The sequence below is a fragment of the Streptomyces sp. SAS_281 genome (assembly GCF_052542855.1).
The window spans coordinates 19,417-35,556 of record NZ_JBMNDO010000009.1; the positions used below are offsets into that span (position 1 = coordinate 19,417).

Sequence of the window (16,140 nt, forward strand, 5' to 3'; positions counted from 1 at the left end):
AGAGCCACACCATGAGCCGATCCGCCCACCCCGCCGGACCCCGTCACGCCGACGTCATGTCCGACGGCCACTACCTCGCCCCCGCCGACGACCTCAACGTCCTCGACGAGAAGGTGTGGTCCCACACCGTCACCCGCGACGAGCACGGTGCCCTGACCGTCGGCGGGCTCACGGTCTCCCGCCTCGCCGAGGAGTTCGGCACCCCCGCCTACTTCCTGGACGAGACCGACTTCCGGGCCCGCTGCCGCGCCTGGTCCGAGGCATTCGGGCCCGGGGCCGACGTCTTCTACGCCGGCAAGGCGTTCCTCTCCCGGGCCGTCGTGCGCTGGCTCAAGGAGGAGGGGCTCAACCTCGACGTGTGCTCGGGCGGCGAGCTGGCCACCGCGCTCGACGCCGGGATGCCCGCCGAGCGCATCGCCTTCCACGGCAACAACAAGACCGTCGAGGAGATCGAGCGCGCCGTCGCGGCGGGCGTCGGGCGCATCGTCCTCGACTCCTTCCAGGAGATCGTCCGCGTCGCGCACGTCGCGCAGGGCCTCGGCAAGCGCCAGCGCGTCCAGATCCGGGTGACCGTCGGCGTCGAGGCGCACACCCACGAGTTCATCGCCACCGCCCACGAGGACCAGAAGTTCGGCATCGCGCTGGCCGGCGGACAGGCCGCCGAGGCCGTGCGCCGCGCGCTCACCCTGGACGGGCTCGAACTCGTCGGCATCCACTCCCACATCGGCTCCCAGATCTTCGACATGGCCGGCTTCGAGGTCTCCGCCCGCCGCGTCGTGCAGCTGCTCGCCGAGGTGCGCGACGAGCACGGCGTCGAGCTGCCCGAGATCGACCTCGGCGGCGGCCTCGGCATCGCGTACACCTCCGAGGACGACCCGCGCGAACCGCACGAGATCGCCAAGTCGCTCGGCGACATCGTGACCCGCGAGTGCGAGGCCGCCGGGCTCGCCACCCCCCGCATCTCCGTCGAGCCCGGCCGCGCCATCGTCGGCCCGACCGCCTTCACGCTGTACGAGGTCGGCACGGTCAAGCCGCTGGAGGGCCTGCGCACCTACGTGAGCGTCGACGGCGGCATGTCGGACAACATCCGCACCGCGCTGTACGACGCCGAGTACAGCGTCGCGCTCGCCTCGCGGACCTCGGACGCCGAACCGATGCTCGTCCGGGTCGTCGGCAAGCACTGCGAGAGCGGCGACATCGTGGTCAAGGACGCCTTCCTGCCGTCCGACCTGGCCCCCGGCGACCTGATCGCCGTGCCCGCCACCGGCGCGTACTGCCGCTCCATGGCGAGCAACTACAACCACGCCCTGCGCCCGCCGGTCGTCGCCGTGCGGGACGGGGAGGCGCGGGTCATCGTCCGGCGCGAGACGGAGGAAGATCTCCTGCGCCTCGATGTCGGCTGATGCCGTATTTCCGGGGGCGTACCACGGTATCCCCGTAAACATCTCAGGATCCGGACGGGTGGCGGGAACACCCGTCCGGTGAGTGAGACTGGTCCGTACTACAGGTGTAAAGGAAACGAGGTCGGATGATGCGTACGCGTCCGCTGAAGGTGGCGCTGCTGGGCTGTGGTGTGGTCGGCTCAGAGGTGGCGCGCATCATGACGACGCACGCCGAAGACCTCGCCGCGCGCATCGGCGCACCGGTGGAGCTCGCCGGTGTCGCCGTCCGCCGGCCCTCCAAGGTGCGCGAGGGCATCGACCCCGCCCTGATCACCACGGACGCGACCGCCCTGGTCAAACGCGGCGACCTCGACGTCGTCATCGAGGTCATCGGCGGCATCGAGCCCGCCCGTACGCTGATCACGACCGCCTTCGAGCACGGCGCGAGCGTCGTCTCCGCCAACAAGGCCCTGCTCGCCGAGGACGGCGCCGCCCTGCACGCCGCCGCCGAGCAGCACGGCCGGGACCTCTACTACGAGGCCGCCGTGGCCGGTGCCATCCCGCTCGTCCGGCCGCTGCGCGAGTCCCTGGCCGGCGACAAGGTCAACCGGGTGCTCGGCATCGTCAACGGCACCACCAACTTCATCCTCGACAAGATGGACACCAGCGGCGCCGGATACTCGGAGGCGCTGGACGAGGCCACCGCCCTCGGTTACGCGGAGGCCGACCCCACCGCCGACGTGGAGGGCTTCGACGCCGCCGCGAAGGCCGCGATCCTCGCCGGGATCGCCTTCCACACCCGGGTCCGCATCGGCGACGTGCACCGCGAGGGCATCACCGAGGTCACCGCCGCCGACATCGCGTCCGCCCGCCGCATGGGCTGCACCGTCAAGCTCCTCGCGATCTGCGAGCGCGCCGCCGACGGCGCGTCCGTGACGGCCCGCGTGCACCCCGCGATGATCCCGCTGAGCCACCCGCTCGCCTCGGTGCGCGAGGCGTACAACGCGGTGTTCGTGGAGGCCGAGGCGGCCGGACAGCTGATGTTCTACGGTCCCGGCGCGGGCGGGGCGCCCACCGCGTCCGCGGTCCTCGGCGACCTCGTGGCCGTCTGCCGCAACAAGCTCAACGAGGCCCCCGGGCCCGGCGAGTCCGCGTACACGCGCCTGCCGGTGAGCCCCATGGGCGACGTCGTCACGCGGTACCACATCAGCCTCGACGTGGCCGACAAGCCGGGCGTGCTCGCCCAGGTCGCGACGGTCTTCGCCGACCAGGGCGTATCCATCGATACGGTCCGCCAGCAGAGCCGGCCGGACAGTCAGGAAACCGACGGCGAGGCATCGCTCGTCGTCGTCACCCACCGCGCGCCCGACGCCGCCCTCTCCGGGACCGTCGAGGCGCTGCGCAAGCTCGACACCGTGCGCGGTGTCGCCAGCATCATGCGTGTTGAAGGGGAGTAAGGACCCATGACCACCAAGGGCACCCACCAGTGGCGCGGCATCATCGAGGAGTACCGGGACCGCCTCCCGGTCACGAGCACGACGCCGGTCGTCACGCTCCGTGAGGGCGGTACGCCGCTCGTCCCCGCTCAGGTCCTCTCCGAGCGCACGGGCTGCGAGGTGCACCTCAAGGTCGAGGGCGCCAACCCCACCGGGTCCTTCAAGGACCGCGGCATGACCATGGCCATCACCCGGGCCAAGGAGGAGGGCGCGCAGGCCGTCATCTGCGCCTCCACCGGCAACACCTCCGCCTCGGCCGCCGCCTACGCGGTCCGGGCCGGCATGGTCTGCGCGGTCCTCGTGCCGCAGGGCAAGATCGCGCTCGGCAAGATGGGCCAGGCGCTGGTGCACGGCGCCAAGATCCTCCAGGTCGACGGAAACTTCGACGACTGCCTGACGCTGGCCCGCTCGCTCTCGGACAACTACCCGGTCGCGCTGGTCAATTCGGTCAACCCGGTCCGTATCGAGGGCCAGAAGACCGCCGCGTTCGAGATCGTCGACGCGCTCGGGGACGCCCCGGACATCCACGTCCTCCCGGTCGGCAACGCGGGCAACATCACCGCGTACTGGAAGGGGTACACCGAGTACGCCGGGGACGGCATGTCGACGCACAAGCCGCGCATGTGGGGCTTCCAGGCGTCCGGCTCGGCGCCCATCGTGCGCGGTGAGATCGTCAAGGACCCGTCGACCATCGCGACCGCGATCCGGATCGGCAACCCGGCCTCCTGGAACTACGCGCTGGCCGCGCGGGACGAGTCGGGCGGCTTCATCGACGAGGTCACGGACCGTCAGATCCTCTCCGCGTACCGCCTGTTGGCCTCCCAGGAGGGCGTCTTCGTGGAGCCCGCGTCGGCCGCGTCCGTCGCCGGTCTGCTCAAGGCCGCCGAGGAGGGCAAGGTCGACCCCGGCCAGAAGATCGTGTGCACGGTGACCGGGAACGGCCTCAAGGACCCCGACTGGGCCGTCGCGGGCGCCCCGCAGCCCGTCACCGTACCGGTCGACGCGGCCGCCGCCGCCGAGAAGCTGGGCCTGGCGTAACCACGTCACGCGGCACCCCTCCCCGGACCGGTCCGGACGACGGCCCGGGGAGGCGCCCGCGCTCGCGACGAGTCGTCAGGAAAGGCTCCTACCGGCCCTTTCCGGCGACAAGAGCGCACTGCGGGCGTGCGACACGCATCGTGCGCCTCCTGTGCGCCCTATGTCGCCACAGAACCTTCCTTCGATAAGCTGTCCCCCATCCGCCCCGCCGCATCTGCCGGGGTGCCCCGGGCCGTTGCGGCTCCCCCGAAGAACCCCCGCCCGCAGCCCCGGAATCCCCGCCGCCTCACAAGGAGAGTCGTCACAGCGATGGCCGGTCCCGCCTTCCGAGCCGCCGCCGTCCGGGTGCGCGTCCCCGCGACCAGCGCGAACCTGGGCCCCGGGTTCGACGCCCTGGGCCTGTCGCTCGGCCTGTACGACGACGTCGTCGTCCGCGTCGCCGACTCCGGACTGCACATCGACATCGCCGGTGAGGGCGCGGACACCCTGCCCCGCGACGAGAAGCACCTGCTCGTACGGTCCCTGCGCACCGCCTTCGACCTGCTCGGCGGACAGCCCCGCGGCCTGGAGATCGTCTGCGCCAACCGCATCCCGCACGGACGCGGCCTCGGCTCCTCCTCCGCCGCCATCTGCGCCGGAATCGTCGCCGCCCGCGCCGTGACGACCGGGGGCGACGCCCGGCTGGACGACGCCGCCCTGCTGGAACTCGCCACGGAGATCGAGGGCCACCCCGACAACGTCGCGGCCTGCCTGCTCGGCGGATTCACGCTCGCCTGGATGGACGGCGCATCCGCCCGCGCGATCAGGATGGACCCCGCTGATTCCATCGTTCCGGTGGTTTTCGTCCCCGGCAAGCCGGTGCTCACCGAGACCGCCCGCGGCCTGCTGCCGCGCACCGTCCCGCACGTCGACGCCGCGTTCAACGCCGGCCGTGCCGCGCTCCTCGTCGAGGCCCTGACCAGGCGCCCCGAGCTGCTGCTCACGGCCACCGAGGACCGGCTGCACCAGGACTACCGCGCACCCGCCATGGCCGAGAGCGTCGAACTCGTGGCGCGGCTGCGCGCCGAGGGCGTCCCCGCGGTCATCTCCGGCGCGGGACCGACGGTGCTGGCCCTGGCCGGGGACGGCGCGGCCGACAAGGTCGCCCGACTGGCGGGCGAGGGATGGGCGGCCAACCGGCTCGCTCTCGACGCGCAGGGCGCCAGCGTCCTGCCGCTGACGCCGTAGCCGCGAGGCCGCCGGCCGAGAAGTGATTGCCGGTGAGTGAGAGGGGGAATGTTTGTTGGAGCCGGTAGTGTTAACCTCAAGTCTGCAACCGACGTCCATGAGGCGCGTTGCTCCGTGTCCCGTTCGGGACCACCATTTCTTCCGGGAGCCCCCCCAACTGCCTGAGCAGCCTGCCTGAGCAGTTGCGAGCACGCTCCGGAACCGGCACGACACCCCTCCGCTCATCCAGGAGTGGGCCGAGCAGGGGGATGCTCGCGCCGGGCACACGCACACCTCATCTCTCCGCCGTTCCATCCGGCGGACCACCGCCCCGGCACGGGCCGCACTCACCGAGGACCGCAGCCGGACAGCACAACCGGTCGCCGAGCCAGAAGGCCGACGTCCGCTCCAGGGAAGGACCCTTCGTGAGCGACACCACCGATCTGATGGGCGTGACTGCCGACAAGAACGTCGACAGCGCCGCGCCCGCCGAAGGTGCTGCCACTGGCACCACCGCACGGCGCCGCCGCTCCGGCACCGGCCTTGAGGGCATGGTCCTGGCCGAGCTGCAGCAGGTCGCGTCCGGCCTCGGCATCAAGGGCACCGCGCGGATGCGCAAGAGCCAGCTGATCGAGGTCATCAAGGAGGCCCAGGCCGGCGGCGGCTCCTCCGCCCCCAAGGCCAAGGCCGCCGCGGCCCCCGCCGACGCGGAGAGCAAGCCGAAGCGCCGCGCCACCTCCAAGGCCCGCACCGGCGCCGACGAGGCCCCGGCCGCCGCGCCCGCCGACAAGGCCACGGCCCAGCAGCAGATCGACATCCCGGGCCAGCCGGCCAGCGACGACCAGCCCGCGGGCGAGCGCCGCCGCCGCCGTGCCACCGCGCAGGCGGGCAGCCCGGAGAGCAAGCCGGACGCCAAGGCGCAGAGCAAGGACCGCGCCCAGGACGAGCCGAAGCAGGAGCAGAAGCACGAGGCGCCCGCCGAGGACCGCTCCGGCGAGTCCAAGGCCGAGTCCGGTGCGGACAACGGCGATGGCCGTCGCGGCGACCGCGGCGACCGCCAGCGCGGGGACCGGGGCGAGCAGCGCCGCGACCGCCAGCGCGACCGCCAGCGCGGCAAGGGCGACGACCAGGGCGGCAACCGCCGTCAGGGCGGCGGCCCGAACCAGGGCGGCAACAACGGCCCGCAGGACGACGGCTTCGACGACGAGGGCGGCCGGCGCGGCCGTCGTGGGCGCTACCGCGACCGCCGGGGCCGCCGTGGGCGCGACGACTTCGCGAGCGACGCCCCGCCCGTCACCGACGACGACGTCCTGATCCCCGTCGCGGGCATCCTGGACATCCTCGACAACTACGCGTTCATCCGGACCTCCGGCTACCTGCCCGGCCCGAACGACGTGTACGTCTCGCTCGCCCAGGTCCGCAAGAACGGCCTGCGCAAGGGTGACCACGTCACCGGTGCGGTGCGCCAGCCCAAGGACGGCGAGCGCCGCGAGAAGTTCAACGCGCTGGTCCGCCTGGACTCGGTCAACGGCATGGCGCCCGAGTCGGGCCGGGGCCGCCCCGAGTTCCAGAAGCTGACCCCGCTCTACCCGCAGGACCGGCTCCGCCTGGAGACCGACTCCAACGTCCTGACGACGCGGATCATCGACCTGGTCGCCCCCATCGGCAAGGGCCAGCGCGGGCTGATCGTGGCCCCGCCGAAGACCGGTAAGACCATGATCCTCCAGGCCATCGCCAACGCGATCACGGTCAACAGCCCCGAGTGCCACCTGATGGTCGTCCTCGTGGACGAGCGTCCGGAAGAGGTCACCGACATGCAGCGGTCGGTGAAGGGCGAGGTCATCTCCTCGACCTTCGACCGCCCCGCCGAGGACCACACCACCGTCGCCGAGCTGGCCATCGAGCGCGCCAAGCGCCTCGTGGAGCTGGGTCACGACGTGGTCGTCCTGCTCGACTCGATCACCCGCCTGGGACGCGCGTACAACCTCGCCGCCCCGGCCTCCGGCCGCATCCTGTCCGGTGGTGTCGACTCGACCGCGCTCTACCCGCCGAAGCGCTTCTTCGGTGCCGCGCGCAACATCGAGGACGGCGGCTCGCTGACCATCCTGGCCACCGCGCTCGTCGAGACCGGCTCGCGCATGGACGAGGTGATCTTCGAGGAGTTCAAGGGCACCGGCAACATGGAGCTCAAGCTCGACCGCAAGCTCTCCGACAAGCGGATCTTCCCGGCGGTGGACGTCGACGCGTCCTCCACCCGCAAGGAGGAAATCCTGCTCGGCAGCGAGGAGTTGGGGATCGTCTGGAAGCTGCGCCGGGTGCTGCACGCGCTCGACCAGCAGCAGGCCATCGAGCTCCTGCTCGACCGGATGAAGAAGACCCAGTCGAACGCGGAGTTCCTGCTCCAGATCCAGAAGACGACGCCGTCCCCGGGCAACAACGACTAGTCGTCGCCCCGCCGGCAGCACACAGGGCCGCCCCCGCACTTCCGGTGCGGGGGCGGCCCTGTGCCGTACACCGTTGCCGTTCCGAGACCTTCGCCACACGGGAGCCGCGGCCGGTGGCGCCGTACGGTCGTCGTGAGCGCCGTGAAACCGCAGGTGAACGCGGGGAGAGCGGCCGACGGCGCGCCCGTGCGACCGTTCCGGACACATACGGGGACCACAGCCGCCTGTGCCAATCTTTTCGTCGCCACCACTGCAAGGGGGTAGCCGAGAGCAGCCGACGGAACGAGGGAGACGCATGAGCGAGCGAAGCGGGAGCAGCGGCCGAATACGGGCCACCGGCAAACGCCGGAAGAAGCCGTCCCGCGGCCGCCGGGCGACACGGATAGCCGTCTGGAGCCTGGCCGGCGCGGTCGTCGTGGGCGGTGCGGGCCTCGGCTACGCGTACGTCCATCTCAACGGCAATCTCCAGGCCGTCGACATCAACAGCGCGCTCGGCAAGGACCGCCCCGAGAACGTCGACAACGGCTCCGAGGACATCCTCGTCCTGGGCTCCGACTCCCGCTCCGGCGCGAACGGCGAGTACGGCGCGGACGAGGGAGCGGCCCGCTCGGACACCGCGATGGTCGTCCACGTCAACAAGGGCCACAGGACCGCGAGTGTGGTCTCCATCCCGCGCGACACCCTCATCACCCGGCCCGACTGCACCGGCGACGTCAGCGGCGATCCGGTGGCCGGGCAGCAGCGCGCCATGTTCAACACCGCGTACGAGGTCGGCGGCCCGGCCTGCGCGGTCAAGACCGTCGAATCCATGTCCGGTATCCGCATGGACCACTACGTCGAGGTCGACTTCACCGGCTTCAAGAAGCTGATCGACAAGCTCGGCGGCGTCGGGATCACCACCACCGAGGCGATCGACGACCCCGACAGCCATCTGGACCTCCAGCCGGGCACCCACACCCTGAACGGCGAGCAGTCCCTCGGCCTGGTCCGCACCCGGCACAGCGTCGGCGACGGCAGCGACCTCGGCCGCATCCAGCTCCAGCAGGCGTTCATCAAGGCGCTGATGCAGCAGGTCAAGAGCGTGGGCGTGTTCGACGGCACCAAGCTGTACGGCATCGCGGACACTGCCACCAAGGCGGTCACCACCGACTCCGAGCTCGGCTCGGTCACCAAGCTCGCGGGTTTCGCCAAGGGCCTCAAGGGGCTCGGTTCCGACAACGTGAACATGGTGACCCTGCCCGTCGAGTACGACCCCTCCGACCCCAACCGCGTCATCCCGCTGGAGAAGGCCGACCAGCAGGTCTGGGACGCCCTGGGCGCCGACAAGCCGATCCCCGCCTCCGCGACGAAGCAGTCGGCCGGCGACAAGGGCGACGCGGGCAAGATCGTCCGCTGACCCCGGGCCCCCGGTCGTGCCCGGGGGAATACCCGGCCGTCCACCCTGGTTTTGGGAGATACGGCCGGTCCTGGCAGACTGGTACGTCGGCCCCGGTTCACGGACGCGCAATCCGCGCGTACGACCCGGAGCCCTCCCGAACCTAGGAGACACCCTTGAAGCGCGACATCCACCCCCAGTACGTCGAGACGCAGGTCAGCTGCACCTGTGGCGCGTCGTTCACCACCCGCTCCACGCTGGACAGCGGCACCATCCGTGCCGAGGTCTGCTCCGAGTGCCACCCGTTCTACACGGGCAAGCAGAAGATCCTCGACACCGGTGGCCGTGTGGCCCGCTTCGAGGCCCGCTTCGGCAAGGGCGCCAAGGCCGCCGGCAAGTAGCGAGCCGTCCGCGCCGGTCCGCGGTGCCCTCTTCCCGGGGGCGCCGTGGCCGGCGTTTTTTTCCGGTCCGGGCACGGGGTCTCCGTACCCCGGCCCCGGCAGGCACCCACCGGCCGGCAGGCACGACGCGAAGGAACCAGGAGCCCGAGATGTTCGAGGCGGTCGAGGAACTGATCGGCGAGCACGCCGATCTCGAGAAGCAGCTCGCCGACCCCGCGGTCCACGCCGACCAGGGCAACGCGCGCAAGCTCAACAAGCGCTACGCAGAGCTGAGCCCGATCGTCGCGACGTACCGCTCCTGGAAGCAGTCCGGTGACGACATCGAGACCGCCCGCGAGTTCGCCGCCGACGACCCCGACTTCGCCGCCGAGGTCAAGGAGCTGGAGCAGCAGCGCGAGGAGCTCACCGAGAAGCTCCGCCTCCTGCTCGTCCCCCGGGACCCCAGCGACGACAAGGACGTGCTCCTGGAGATCAAGGCCGGGGCGGGCGGCGACGAGTCCGCGCTGTTCGCCGGCGATCTGCTGCGCATGTACCTGCGCTACGCCGAGCGCGTCGGCTGGAAGACCGAGATCATCGACTCCACCGAGTCCGAGCTCGGCGGCTACAAGGACGTCCAGGTCGCCGTGAAGACCAAGGGCGGCAACGGGGCCACCGAACCCGGCCAGGGCGTCTGGGCCCGGATGAAGTACGAGGGCGGGGTGCACCGCGTGCAGCGCGTGCCCTCCACCGAGTCCCAGGGCCGCATCCACACCTCCGCCGCCGGCGTCCTCGTGACGCCCGAGGCCGAGGAGGTCGATGTCGAGATCCACGCCAACGACCTGCGCATCGACGTGTACCGCTCGTCCGGCCCCGGCGGCCAGTCCGTCAACACGACCGACTCCGCCGTCCGCATCACGCACCTCCCGACCGGCGTCGTCGCGTCCTGCCAGAACGAGAAGAGCCAGCTCCAGAACAAGGAGCAGGCGATGCGCATCCTGCGCTCCCGGCTCCTCGCCGCCGCCCAGGAGGCCGCCGAGCAGGAGGCTTCGGACGTACGTCGCAGCCAGGTGCGCACGGTCGACCGGTCCGAGAAGATCCGGACGTACAACTTCCCGGAAAACCGGATCTCGGACCACCGTGTCGGCTTCAAGGCGTACAACTTGGACCAGGTGCTCGACGGCGACCTCGACGCGGTCATCCAGGCGTGCGTCGACGCCGACTCCGCCGCCAAGCTGGCAGCCGCCTGAGCCCACCGCCCGCCCCGACCCGCTCGTGAACCCGTACGGAGAACCGCGATGAACCTGCTGCTCGCCGAGGTGGCCCAGGCCACCCAGCGGCTGGCCGACGCCGGTGTTCCCTCACCGAGATTCGATGCCGAGGAACTCGCCGCGTTCGTGCACGGCGTCAAGCGGGGCGAGTTGCACAACGTGCCGGACGCCGACTTCGACGCCCGCTACTGGGAGACCATCGCCCGCCGCGAGGCCCGCGAACCGCTCCAGCACATCACCGGCCGCGCCTTCTTCCGCTACCTGGAGCTCCAGGTCGGCCCCGGCGTCTTCGTGCCCCGCCCCGAGACCGAGTCGGTCGTCGGCTGGGCCATAGACGCCGTCCGCGCGATGGACGTCGTGGAGCCGCTGATCGTGGACCTGTGCACCGGCTCCGGCGCCATCGCCCTCGCCATGGCCCAGGAGGTCCCGCGCTCCCGCGTGCACGCCGTGGAGCTGTCCGAGGACGCCCTGAAGTGGACCAGGAAGAACGCCGAGAACTCGCGCGTCACCGTCCACCGCGGCGACGCGCTCACGGCCCTGCCCGAGCTGGACGGCCAGGTCGACCTGGTCATCTCCAACCCGCCGTACATCCCGCTCACCGAGTGGGAGTACGTGGCGCCCGAGGCGCGCGACCACGACCCCGAGATGGCGCTGTTCTCCGGCGAGGACGGCCTCGACACCATCCGGGGCATCGAGCGCACCGCGCACCGCCTGCTCCGCCCCGGCGGCCTCGTCGTCATCGAGCACGCCGACACCCAGGGCGGCCAGGTGCCCTGGATCTTCACCGAGGAGCGGGGCTGGGCCGATGCCGCCGACCACCCCGACCTCAACAGGCGCCCCCGGTTCGCCACCGCCCGCAAGGCGATGCCGTGACCGGGGGCCGTCACCCGTACCAGCCCTACCCGTACATGCTTGAGGAGGCCGGCTGATGGCACGGCGATACGACTGCAACGACGCGACCGACCGCACGACGGGGCTGCGCGAAGCCGCGTCGGCCGTCCGCCGCGGCGAGCTCGTCGTGCTGCCCACCGACACCGTGTACGGGATCGGCGCGGACGCCTTCGCCGCCGAGGCGGTCGGCGACCTCCTGGAGGCCAAGGGCCGGGGCCGCAACATGCCCTCGCCGGTCCTCATCGGCTCCCCGAACACCCTGCACGGCCTGGTCACGGACTTCTCCGAACAGGCGTGGGAGCTGGTCGACGCGTTCTGGCCGGGCGCCCTGACCCTGGTCGCCAAGCACCAGCCGTCGCTCCAGTGGGACCTCGGCGACACCCGGGGGACGGTCGCCGTCCGGATGCCGCTGCACCCGGTCGCCATCGAGCTCCTCACCGAGGTCGGCCCGATGGCCGTGTCCAGCGCCAACCTGACCGGCCACCCCTCGCCGGAGGACTGCGACGCCGCCCAGGAGATGCTCGGCGACTCCGTCTCCGTCTACCTCGACGGCGGCCCGACCCCCGGCATCGTGCCCTCCTCCATCGTCGACGTCACCGGCAAGGTGCCAGTCCTGCTGCGCGCCGGAGCGCTCTCGGCGGAGGAGCTGCGCAAGGTGGTACCCGACCTCGAGGTGGCCAATTGACCGCCCCCGAGGGGCGTGGCATAGCGGGGCGGCCCGACACTTTCCGCATCCTCCACGTCAGCACCGGCAACGTCTGCCGCTCGCCGATCACCGAGCGGCTGACTCGGCATGCCCTGGTGCACCGGCTCGGGGACCCGCTCCAGGGCGGGCTGATCGTGGAGAGCGCCGGCACCTGGGGCCACGAGGGCGCCCCGATGGAGGCCAACGCCGAGGTGGTCCTCGCCGACTTCGGCGCCGACGCCACCGGCTTCACCGGCCGTGAGCTGCTGGACGAGCACGTGATCCGTGCCGATCTCGTGCTCACCGCCACCCGCGACCACCGCGCCCAGGTCATCTCCATGGGCCACTCGGCCGGGCTGCGCACCTTCACGCTCAAGGAGTTCACCAGGCTGGTCCGGGCCATAGACCCGGCCACCCTGCCCGACGCCGGCGAGGAGGGCGTGGTCGAGCGCGCCCGCGCCCTGGTGCGGGCCGCCGCGGCGCTGCGGGGCTGGCTGCTGGCCCCGACCGCGGACGCCGACGAGGTCCACGACCCGTACGGTGCCCCGATCACGTTCTTCCGTTCCATCGGCGACGAGATCAGCCAGGCGCTGGACCCGGTCGTCACCGCGCTGACCGGCGTCTCCGCGTCCCGCTGACCCCGCGGCGGGCGTCCTGCGGGGGCCCTCGACGATCTTCCCGAGCGGTGCCGTGCAACCATCGCGGACGACTCCGTGTCCTCAACCATGGGACCTGTCTAGTTAAGGTGTGGGCTGAGATGGCCGGCGATATCTGTGGGGCAGCCCGTGCGTGATTACCTGCTGACACTCTGTGTCACGGCCGCTGTGACCTACTTGCTCACCGGTCCGGTGCGCAAGTTCGCCATCGCGGTCGGGGCGATGCCCGCGATCCGCGCGCGCGACGTCCACCGCGAACCGACCCCGAGGCTCGGCGGCATCGCCATGTTCGGCGGCCTGTGCGCGGGGCTCATCGTCGCCAACCACCTCGCCAACCTCGACGGGGTCTTCGAGCTCTCCAGCGAACCCAGGGCGCTGCTCTCCGGGGCGGCGCTGATCTGGCTGATCGGGGTCCTGGACGACAAGTTCGAGATCGACGCCCTGATCAAGCTGGGCGGGCAGATGCTCGCCGCCGCCGTCATGGTCCTCCAGGGCCTCACGATCCTGTGGCTGCCCATCCCGGGCGTCGGCACCGTGGCCCTCACTCCGTGGCAGGGCACGCTGCTCACCGTGGCGCTGGTCGTCATCACCATCAACGCGGTCAACTTCGTGGACGGCCTGGACGGGCTCGCGGCGGGCATGGTGCTCATCGCCGCCGCCGCGTTCTTCCTGTACACCTACCGGCTCTGGTACGGGCACACGATCGAGGCCGCCGCCCCGGCGACACTGTTCGCGGCGATCCTGATGGGCATGTGCCTCGGCTTCCTGCCGCACAACATGCATCCCGCGCGGATCTTCATGGGCGACTCGGGGTCGATGCTGATCGGCCTCGTCCTGGCGGCCGGCGCGATCTCGGTGACGGGGCAGGTCGACCCGGACAACATGAGGCTCTTCGAGGGCAGTGAGCGCCAGGCGACCCACGCGATGCTCCCGGTCTTCATCCCGCTCCTGCTGCCGCTGACCATCATCGCGATCCCGGCGGCCGACCTGGTGCTGGCGATCGTGCGGCGCACCTGGAACGGCCAGTCGCCGTTCGCGGCGGACCGGGGCCACCTGCACCACCGGCTGCTCAACATCGGCCACTCGCACAGCCGGTCGGTGCTGATCATGTACTTCTGGTCGGCGCTGATCGCCTTCGGCGCGGTGGGGTACTCGGTGCACTCGACGTCCCTGTGGATCGTGATCGTGATCGTCGGGCTGAGCGCGCTCGGGCTGATCCTGCTCCTGCTGCCCGCGTTCACCCCGCGCGCACCGCGCTGGGCGGAACGCTTCGTGCCGCCGCGCTACCGCCGCAGAAGGCGTCGCCGGGAGGGGCCGGGGGCGGCGTCCCAGGAGGCCGCGGAGGGCCAACAGGGGCCCGTGGGCGGCCAGATGGAGACGGGTGCGACGGGTGGGACCGGTGGTGCCTCCGAGGAGCGTGAGGCAGCTGCCGGGGCGCCCGTCGCCGCGGGTGTCTCGGGCGTCAACGGGGCGACCGCGATCGGCCACCGTTCGCGTACAGCGGACCGCGGGGCGGCCGGTTCCCCCCGCCGGTGAACCGGTCACCGGTACCCATTAGCAGACAAAGCGAAGCTGCGCCTCGCTCACACGTGCTCGTTAGCCCTCACGTGTGACAGCAAGCACACTTTCTTGGTAAAGACCTCATCAAATAGTTTGTGATACCGTTCACGAAGCCCGGTGACAGAGCCGAAGGACCTGATGTAGCACGGTCCATCGGCCCGAGGCATCGACTCGGACCGGGCCTACGCTCGTCCATGACGACACACTGCCCACCCCCTGCAAGCGGAGCTGCCGCCATGCCGTCCAACGACGTCCGGACTCTCCTCCAGACCGCCGTACCCACCGCTGTCGCCGGCGCCGTAGCCGCCGCGATCAGCGCTGGCGTCGCCGGTGGCAAGGGAGCCCTGGGCGCGATCGTGGGGACGATCGTGGTCATCCTCTTCATGGGGATCGGACTCCTGGTCCTGCAACGGACCGCCAGGTCCATGCCCCACCTCTTCCAGGCGATGGGGCTCGCGCTCTACACGGCGCAGCTCCTGCTGCTTTTCATCTTCGTCGCCGTATTCAAGAACACCTCGCTGTTCAACCCGAAGGCGTTCGCGATCACCCTGGTCGCGACGACCCTCGTGTGGATCGGCGCACAGGCGCGTGCGCACATGAAGGCGAAGATCCTTTACGTGGAACCCGAATCCGACAAGGCCGACAAGGCCGGGAAACCGGGGTCCGACGCGTGAAGGGTAGGGGCGGAATAAGTGCGGGGTCAGGACCCTGCTATCGTCCGGTTCCAACTGCGGCACTGCGGGCGCGTGCATGTGAGCTGACGCCTGCTCGATCGCGAGGCTCACATGCCTGACTGCCGCTCACACATCCGAAACACCAGTCCAGTGCCGAACCGCGGCTGCGCGCCGCGCCGACACAACGAGGTTGCCGTACCTATGCGCCACGCTGAAGGAGCCCGCGGTGAGTGCTGACCCGACACAGGTGCTCGCCTTCGAGACCGATTGCCACCTCTTCGACGGTTGTGGCTTTCCGGCACCCGGCCTGCACTCGTTCCTGTTCGAGCCCCTCTGGGGCGACGCGGACAGCAACCTGTACTTCAACAAGACGATGCTGCTGGCCCTGCTCGGCTCGGTGATCATCGTGGGCTTCTTCTGGGCCGCCTTCCGCAAGCCGAAGTTGGTGCCCGGCAAGCTCCAGATGACGGCCGAGGCCGGATACGACTTCATCCGCCGCGGCATCGTCTACGAGACGATCGGCAAGCGCGACGGCGAGAAGTACGTCCCGCTGATGGTCTCCCTGTTCTTCGTCATCTGGATGATGAACCTCTGGTCCATCATTCCGGTTGCCCAGTTCCCCGTGACGGCGATCATCTCGTACCCGGCGATTCTCGCCGCGATCGTCTACCTCCTGTGGGTCGGCCTGACCTTCAAGAAGCACGGCTTCGTCGGAGCCCTCAAGAACTTCTCGGGTTACGACAAGAGCCTCGGCGGGGTCCTGCCGCTCTCGATGACCATCGAGTTCTTCTCGAACCTGCTGGTCCGGCCGTTCACGCACGCGGTCCGGCTCTTCGCCAACATGTTCGCGGGCCACACGCTCCTGCTGCTCTTCACGATCGCCAGCTGGTACATGCTCAACGGCATCGGGATCGCCTACGCAGGCGTGTCGTTCGTGATGGTCATCGTGATGACCGCCTTCGAACTCTTCATCCAGGCTGTCCAGGCTTACGTCTTCGTGCTGCTGGCCTGCAGCTACATCCAGGGCGCTCTCGCCAAGGGCCACTGAGCACCCCACTCCTGAAGCACCCGGTGGCCAACCCCCA

General features: G+C 70.7%; 14 protein-coding genes. All 14 read left to right on the forward strand.

Going from position 1 to position 16,140, the window contains the following annotated elements; all coding sequences use genetic code 11:
* The first annotated feature begins 11 nt into the window (after positions 1–11).
* The 14 genes from lysA (at position 12) to atpB (ending at position 16,103) form a co-directional block, all read left to right on the forward strand.
* Positions 12–1,403 carry a diaminopimelate decarboxylase gene (gene lysA, locus ACN6LM_RS05625; protein WP_164402833.1) on the forward strand — a complete coding sequence of 464 codons (1,392 nt, stop codon included), beginning with the start codon at positions 12–14 and terminating at the stop codon, positions 1,401–1,403.
* Positions 1,404–1,528: 125 nt separating this feature from the next.
* On the forward strand, positions 1,529–2,839 hold the full coding sequence (locus tag ACN6LM_RS05630) for a homoserine dehydrogenase (protein ID WP_445064151.1): 1,311 nt from the start codon (positions 1,529–1,531) through the stop codon (positions 2,837–2,839).
* A gap of 6 nt (positions 2,840–2,845) precedes the next feature.
* Positions 2,846–3,916, forward strand: coding sequence for a threonine synthase (gene thrC, locus ACN6LM_RS05635; RefSeq protein ID WP_445064152.1), 1,071 nt, complete (start codon positions 2,846–2,848; stop codon positions 3,914–3,916).
* A gap of 309 nt (positions 3,917–4,225) precedes the next feature.
* Positions 4,226–5,143, forward strand: coding sequence for a homoserine kinase (gene thrB, locus ACN6LM_RS05640; protein ID WP_445064153.1), 918 nt, complete (start codon positions 4,226–4,228; stop codon positions 5,141–5,143).
* A 404-nt stretch (positions 5,144–5,547) separates the two neighbouring features.
* The gene (gene rho / locus ACN6LM_RS05645) at positions 5,548–7,566 is read left to right on the forward strand and encodes a transcription termination factor Rho (RefSeq protein ID WP_445064154.1); all 2,019 of its coding nucleotides are present in this window, start codon (positions 5,548–5,550) and stop codon (positions 7,564–7,566) included.
* Positions 7,567–7,861: 295 nt separating this feature from the next.
* On the forward strand, positions 7,862–8,962 hold the full coding sequence (locus ACN6LM_RS05650) for an LCP family protein (RefSeq protein ID WP_445064155.1): 1,101 nt from the start codon (positions 7,862–7,864) through the stop codon (positions 8,960–8,962).
* A gap of 155 nt (positions 8,963–9,117) precedes the next feature.
* Positions 9,118–9,342, forward strand: coding sequence for a 50S ribosomal protein L31 (gene rpmE / locus ACN6LM_RS05655; RefSeq protein ID WP_018102644.1), 225 nt, complete (start codon positions 9,118–9,120; stop codon positions 9,340–9,342).
* A gap of 149 nt (positions 9,343–9,491) precedes the next feature.
* The gene (prfA, locus tag ACN6LM_RS05660; protein WP_018102643.1) at positions 9,492–10,568 is read left to right on the forward strand and encodes a peptide chain release factor 1; all 1,077 of its coding nucleotides are present in this window, start codon (positions 9,492–9,494) and stop codon (positions 10,566–10,568) included.
* A gap of 48 nt (positions 10,569–10,616) precedes the next feature.
* Entirely contained in the window at positions 10,617–11,462 is an 846-nt protein-coding gene (gene prmC / locus ACN6LM_RS05665) for a peptide chain release factor N(5)-glutamine methyltransferase (RefSeq protein WP_018102642.1), read from the forward strand.
* 55 nt (positions 11,463–11,517) lie between these two features.
* Entirely contained in the window at positions 11,518–12,165 is a 648-nt protein-coding gene (locus tag ACN6LM_RS05670) for an L-threonylcarbamoyladenylate synthase (RefSeq protein ID WP_361019631.1), read from the forward strand.
* Complete coding sequence (locus tag ACN6LM_RS05675; RefSeq protein WP_164399142.1) at positions 12,162–12,803, forward strand: arsenate reductase/protein-tyrosine-phosphatase family protein; 642 nt, start codon at positions 12,162–12,164, stop codon at positions 12,801–12,803. The genes ACN6LM_RS05670 and ACN6LM_RS05675 overlap by 4 nt, the downstream gene beginning before the upstream one ends.
* A 135-nt stretch (positions 12,804–12,938) precedes the next feature.
* Positions 12,939–14,357 carry an MraY family glycosyltransferase gene (locus ACN6LM_RS05680; protein ID WP_445064156.1) on the forward strand — a complete coding sequence of 473 codons (1,419 nt, stop codon included), beginning with the start codon at positions 12,939–12,941 and terminating at the stop codon, positions 14,355–14,357.
* 260 nt (positions 14,358–14,617) lie between these two features.
* Positions 14,618–15,055 carry a hypothetical protein gene (locus tag ACN6LM_RS05685; protein ID WP_360860027.1) on the forward strand — a complete coding sequence of 146 codons (438 nt, stop codon included), beginning with the start codon at positions 14,618–14,620 and terminating at the stop codon, positions 15,053–15,055.
* A 226-nt stretch (positions 15,056–15,281) separates the two neighbouring features.
* Entirely contained in the window at positions 15,282–16,103 is an 822-nt protein-coding gene (atpB, locus tag ACN6LM_RS05690; RefSeq protein WP_445064157.1) for a F0F1 ATP synthase subunit A, read from the forward strand.
* The last annotated feature ends 37 nt before the right edge of the window (positions 16,104–16,140 follow it).

Coding starts and splice junctions, on each gene's coding strand:
- lysA (WP_164402833.1), top strand. CDS start 12: ATGAGCCGATCCGCCCACCCCGCCGGACCCCGTCACGCCGACGTCATG.
- ACN6LM_RS05630 (WP_445064151.1), top strand. CDS start 1,529: ATGATGCGTACGCGTCCGCTGAAGGTGGCGCTGCTGGGCTGTGGTGTG.
- thrC (WP_445064152.1), top strand. CDS start 2,846: ATGACCACCAAGGGCACCCACCAGTGGCGCGGCATCATCGAGGAGTAC.
- thrB (WP_445064153.1), top strand. CDS start 4,226: ATGGCCGGTCCCGCCTTCCGAGCCGCCGCCGTCCGGGTGCGCGTCCCC.
- ACN6LM_RS05650 (WP_445064155.1), top strand. CDS start 7,862: ATGAGCGAGCGAAGCGGGAGCAGCGGCCGAATACGGGCCACCGGCAAA.
- prfA (WP_018102643.1), top strand. CDS start 9,492: ATGTTCGAGGCGGTCGAGGAACTGATCGGCGAGCACGCCGATCTCGAG.
- prmC (WP_018102642.1), top strand. CDS start 10,617: ATGAACCTGCTGCTCGCCGAGGTGGCCCAGGCCACCCAGCGGCTGGCC.
- ACN6LM_RS05670 (WP_361019631.1), top strand. CDS start 11,518: ATGGCACGGCGATACGACTGCAACGACGCGACCGACCGCACGACGGGG.
- ACN6LM_RS05685 (WP_360860027.1), top strand. CDS start 14,618: ATGCCGTCCAACGACGTCCGGACTCTCCTCCAGACCGCCGTACCCACC.